The following is a 5,265-nucleotide window of genomic DNA, read 5'->3' on the forward strand; positions in this document are numbered from 1 at the left end:
GAGGGCCGCAGGGTCCACTCACCCGGAGCCGGCGCGGTGTCGAGCCCCGCGCGGGTGAGGGTGGCGCCTGCGCGGTGGGCGGCCTCGGCGGCCCGCTCGTCCCGCCAGGCCAGCGGCAGCACCCGGCCGCCCCGGCTCAGCGCGACCGTCACCGACGTGCTGAACACCAGCACGTCCACGATCACCAGAACGGCACAGTGCGGCGCCAGTTGCCGCACGCCCGCCATGCCCCACTCCAGCCGAACCGCGTACCCGTCCTGGTGGTAGTAGGTCATCCGGCTACCCTGCCAGCGTGCGGGTGTACCTGGGCGCGGACCACGCCGGTTTCGAGCTGAAGAACCATCTGGCCGATCATCTGCGGGCGGCCGGGCACGAGGTCGTGGACGTGGGTCCGGCGGCCTACGACCCGGACGACGACTACCCGCCGTACTGCGTCGAGACGGCCCGGCGGGTGGTCGCCGACCAGGGCAGCCTGGGCGTGGTGATCGGCGGGTCCGGCAACGGCGAGCAGATCGCGGCCAACAAGGTCGCCGGCTGCCGCGCGGCACTGGCCTGGAGCACGCAGACCGCCCAACTCGCCCGGGAGCACAACGACGCCCAGGTGATCGGCGTCGGCGCGCGGATGCACAGCACCGAGGAGGCCGCCGCGATCGTGGACGCCTTCGTCGGCACGCCGTTCTCCGGCGGCCCGAGACATGCCCGGCGGATCGCGATGCTCACCGAGTACGAGCGCACCGGGACCCCGCCCGCGTTGCCCGGCTGAGCCGCCGTGCCGGAGGGACACACCCTGCATCGCCTGGCCCGCAGGCATCAGCGGCTGTTCGGTGGCGCACCGGTGCGGGTCAGCAGCCCGCAGGGGAGGTTCGCGGCCGGCGCGGCGCTGGTGGACGGCCGGGTGCTGCTGCGCGCTGCCGCGCACGGCAAGCACCTGTTCCACCGGTACGGCCCGGATGCCACGGTGCACGTCCATCTGGGGCTGTACGGCCAGTTCAGTGAGCAACCGCTGCCGGTGCTGCCGGCGGTGGGCGAGGTGCGGATGCGGATGGTCGGCGCCGGGCAGTGGGCGGACCTGCGTGGCCCGACCGCGTGCGAACTGCTCACCGACGCGGAGGTATCCGCGCTGCGGTCCCGGCTGGGTCCCGATCCGCTGCGTCGCGACGCCGACCCGGACCGCGCCTTCGCGCGGATGTCGAGGTCCCGCAAGCCGGTGTCCGCCCTGCTGATGGATCAGGCCGTGGTGGCCGGCGTCGGCAACGTCTACCGGGCGGAACTCCTGTTCCGGCACCGGATCGACCCGCTGCTGCCCGGCCGCGGCCTGGACCGTCCACTGTGGATGGAGATGTGGACCGACCTGGTAACCCTGATGCGCCAAGGGGTCCGGACCGGCCGCATCGACACCGTGCGCGACGCCCACCTGCCCGAGGTGACCGGCCGCCCGCCCCGCCGGGACCGGCACGGCGGGGAGGTCTACGTCTACCGCCGCGCCGGCGCACCCTGCCTCGTCTGCGGCACCGAGATCGCCACCCGCCTGCTGGAGGCGCGCAAGCTCTACTGGTGCCCCACCTGCCAGACCTGACCTCCGCGAGTCGCCGCCGTCAGCGGCCGCGGGTGTCAGAAGCCGCCGAAGTCCCCGCCGCCGAAGTCCCCGCCGCCGCCGTCCCAGCCGCCGCCACCCCAGTCGCCACCGCCGCCGTCCCAGCCGCCGCCGTCACCGCCACCGTCGCCGCCGCCCCCGTCACCACCACCGTCGCCGCCGCCGTCACCACCGTCGCCGCCGCCGGACTCCAGGGCTTCCTGCTGGCCGGCGTCGTAGCCGGACTCCCAGGCGTGCGCGTCCGGGATGCCGTACATGCCGGAGAACATCGCGCTGAACAGCAGCACCGAACCCAGCCCCCAGGCGCCGCCGATCAGCGCCGGCTTCCACCACGGTTCGCTGTACCAGCCCTGCGGCACCGGCCGGCCGGCCACGCGGCCGCCCGGGTAGTAGTGCGGCGTGCCGGGGCCGGGCTCCGGAGACGCCTCGAAGTGGTGTCCGTCCACGGTGACCTGGCGCTGCTCGGTGACCTTGCCGGCGCGCCGCGCGGTCGGGTCCTCGGGCAGTTCCGGGCCGGGGTCCAGACCCATGGCGGTGCGGGCCGCCCGCACGTAGTACAGACCTTCCAGCGCGGTCTTGGTGGTCAGCCGGGCCTGCTCGATGGTGCGGGCCTGCTCCGCCTGCGAACCGGCGGCGGTGTAGCGCTCCGCGGCGTCGGCGATCGCCTGCTTGGCCGCCTCGTTCGTGCCGACCAGGTTCATCACCTGTCCGCCGAGCCGCTCGACCCAACGCCGGGCCTCGGCCTTGGCGTCGTCCAGCTGCTGGGCCCGCGCGGCCGACCGGTTCTTGCCGTACAGCAGAGCGATCGCGGCCACGGCGAGGATCAGCGCGATCACGATGACCGTCCCGGTCATGGAATCCCTCCCGGTGGGTGCCGCCTGGTGTCCACGAACAGGACAACTCACCCAGGACAACGGTGACGCTACCGCCGCGGTTCCCCTCCGGCACGGTCGGGCAGCAGCCTGTGACCGGCCGGGCACGGTACGCGCCGGTCGCCTGAGAAACCACTGAGATGCGGTCAAGATCACCGAAAATGCCGTCCCGGTGAGGCCCTCCGCGCCGATACAGTCCGCGAGGCGGGGTTGGTGTTTCGAGGGGAAACAATCGTGAACGCGATGATGAGTGGTGTCGGCACGCTTGCGAAGCTGCCGTCGGGCAAGATCGGCAAATGGGTGACGCTCGCCCTGTGGGTGCTCATCCTCGGGGTGCTCGCCCCGCTGGGCGGCAAGCTGAACAGCGTCCAGGACAACCAGATGTCCTCCTGGCTGCCCGGTGACGCCGAGTCCACCCAGGTCCTGGAGATCACCGAGCGGTTCCACTCGAGCAACGAGATCCCGGCCATCGTCGTCTACGAGAAGCCGTCCGGGCTCACCCAGGGCGACCTGACCGCCATCGCCGAGCACACCGCCAAGTTCGGCGAACTGGAGCGGGTGGACCGGGACGTGATCGGACCCATCCCGTCGCAGGAGACGCCTGCCCCGCAGGCCGCCCAGGTGATCGTGCCGTTCAACGCGGGCGACGACGGCTGGGCCAAGCTCCCGGACCTGGTCGAACAACTCGACAAGGCAGCGCAGATCGACGGCACCGGCATGACCGTGCACGTCACCGGCCCGGCCGGGATGGGCGCCGACCAGGCGAAGGCGTTCGAGGGCATCGACGGCACCTTGCTCTACGCCGCGCTGCTCGTGGTGATCGTGGCGCTGCTGATCACCTACCGCAGCCCGATTCTGTGGCTGCTGCCGGTGCTGTCGGCCGGCGCGGCGCTGTTCGCCGCCCAGGGTGTGATCTACCTGCTGGCCGAGTACGCCGGCCTGACGGTCAACGGACAGAGCGCCGGCATTCTCACCGTGCTGGTGTTCGGCGCCGGCACCGACTACGCCCTGCTGCTGGTGGCCCGATATCGAGAGGAACTGCGCCGGCACGAGGACCGGCACGAGGCGATGGCGTTCGCGCTGCACCGGGCCGGTCCGGCGATCTGGGCGAGCGCGGCCACCGTCATCGTCGGCATGGTCTGCCTGGTCTTCGCCAGCCTGAACTCGACCTCCGGTCTCGGCCCGGTCGCCGCGATCGGCGTCGGGGTGGGCCTGCTCGCCATGGTCACCCTGCTGCCGGCGCTGCTGGTGATCTGCGGCCGGTGGCTGTTCTGGCCGGTCCGGCCGAGCTTCGGCTCCGCCGACCACACCGAGACCGGCGTCTGGGCCAAGATCGGCGGCGGGATCGCCCGCCGGCCGCGGGTCGTCTGGGTGGTGACCGCGCTGCTGCTCGGGGTGTTCGCGCTCGGCTCGCTGACCCTCAAGGCCGATGGGATCACCAACGCCGGCTCGTTCACCGGCGACGCCCCCGAGTCGGTGGTGGGCGACCAGGTACTGGCCAGGCACTTCCCGGCCGGCGCCGCCCAACCCATCGAGGTGATCGCCAAGGCGGACAAGGCCGACGAGGTGCGCGCGGCGTTCCGCACGGTGCCGGGCGTGGTGCCGGAGTCGATCGAGGAACCGCAGATCAAGGACGGCTACGCCCTGCTGCAGGGCACGATGGTCGACTCGGTGGACAGCGACGCGGGCGCGGCCACGGTGGACCGGGTGCGGGCCGCGGTGCACCAGGTTCCCGGCGCCGAAGCCAAAGCCGGCGGCATGGCCGCGATCCTGCATGACACCAACCAGGCGAACACCGACGACCGCAACCTGATCATTCCGCTGGTGCTCGTGGTGGTGTTCCTGATCCTGGCCGGGCTGCTGCGGGCGCTGGTCGCCCCGCTCGTCCTGATCGCCACCGTGGTGCTGTCGTTCTTCGCCGCGCTCGGCATCAGCGCGTTCTTCTTCAACCAGGTCTTCGACTTCCAGGGCGCCGATCCGTCGTTCCCGTTGTTCGTCTTCGTGTTCCTGGTCTCGCTCGGCATCGACTACAACATCTTCCTGATGACCCGGATCCATGAGGAGTCCAAGCAGTGGGGCACCCGGCGCGGTGCGCTGATCGGGCTGTCGGCCACCGGCGGCGTGATCACCTCGGCGGGTCTGGTGCTGGCCGGCACGTTCGCGGTACTGGCCACGCTGCCACTGGTCGCCTTCGCGCAGATCGGGTTCACCGTCGCGGTGGGCGTCGTGCTCGACACGATCATCGTCCGCGGCATCCTGGTGACCTCGCTGACGCTGGACATCGGCCGGTGGATGTGGTGGCCGCACCGGTTGTCCGGCAAGCGGGACGTGGAGCCGGAAGAGGTCACGACGGACCGTGAGGTCACCGCGCTTTCCACTGAGAAATAAGGCAGGCCGCCGAACATATTCCACAGGTGCGGAAAGGCTGGAACCGGTCCAGGCATCGACGTATGGTGTCCGCATGGCGGTCAACCGGAAGGGATGTCGATGAGGGTCGACGTTCCAGTCCTGCTCCGCGAAGCGACGAAGGTCGACGCGGCCTCGGTCGGCAACGTGCACGCCGACGCGTGGCAGGTCGCCTACCGTGACTTGTTCGAGCCGCACTGGCTGCGCCGGTTCGTCGCCAAACGCCGGGCGCAGTGGGAAAACCGCGTCATCACGCCGGCCTTCGACCGGACAACGCTGCTCGTCGCGGTGCGCAACGACGAGGTCGCCGCGTTCGCCTACTTCGGCCCGCACGGGTGGGCCGCGGATCCGCCCGCGGTCTTCCCGCGCGGCCGGGTGTATGCCGGCGACGCG

General features: G+C 71.6%; 4 protein-coding genes and 2 pseudogenes. 4 read left to right on the top strand and 2 right to left on the bottom strand.

What is annotated here, in order from left to right:
* Positions 1 to 275 (bottom strand): annotated as a pseudogene (locus tag VFO68_RS31635) (hypothetical protein); the annotation flags it as partial.
* Between the two features lie 17 nt (positions 276 to 292).
* Between VFO68_RS31635 and VFO68_RS31640 the strand changes: the two are divergent.
* Positions 293 to 763 (top strand): ribose-5-phosphate isomerase, encoded by a 471-nt coding sequence (locus VFO68_RS31640; RefSeq protein ID WP_325162090.1) that lies wholly within the window; start codon positions 293 to 295, stop codon positions 761 to 763.
* A 6-nt stretch (positions 764 to 769) separates the two neighbouring features.
* Positions 770 to 1,576: an Fpg/Nei family DNA glycosylase gene (locus VFO68_RS31645; protein ID WP_325162091.1), complete on the top strand. Its 807-nt coding sequence runs from the start codon at positions 770 to 772 to the stop codon at positions 1,574 to 1,576.
* 35 nt (positions 1,577 to 1,611) lie between these two features.
* On the opposite strand, the gene VFO68_RS31650 is transcribed toward VFO68_RS31645, so the two are convergent.
* The gene (locus VFO68_RS31650; RefSeq protein ID WP_325162092.1) at positions 1,612 to 2,448 is read right to left on the bottom strand and encodes a hypothetical protein; all 837 of its coding nucleotides are present in this window, start codon (positions 2,446 to 2,448) and stop codon (positions 1,612 to 1,614) included.
* Positions 2,449 to 2,709: 261 nt separating this feature from the next.
* Here VFO68_RS31650 and VFO68_RS31655 point away from each other — a divergent pair, with 261 nt between their 5' ends.
* Entirely contained in the window at positions 2,710 to 4,854 is a 2,145-nt protein-coding gene (locus VFO68_RS31655; RefSeq protein WP_325162093.1) for an MMPL family transporter, read from the top strand.
* Between the two features lie 99 nt (positions 4,855 to 4,953).
* Positions 4,954 to 5,265 (top strand): annotated as a pseudogene (locus tag VFO68_RS31660) (hypothetical protein); the annotation flags it as partial.

The organism is Actinophytocola sp., from assembly GCF_035712165.1.
GTDB lineage: Bacteria > Actinomycetota > Actinomycetes > Mycobacteriales > Pseudonocardiaceae > DASYTH01.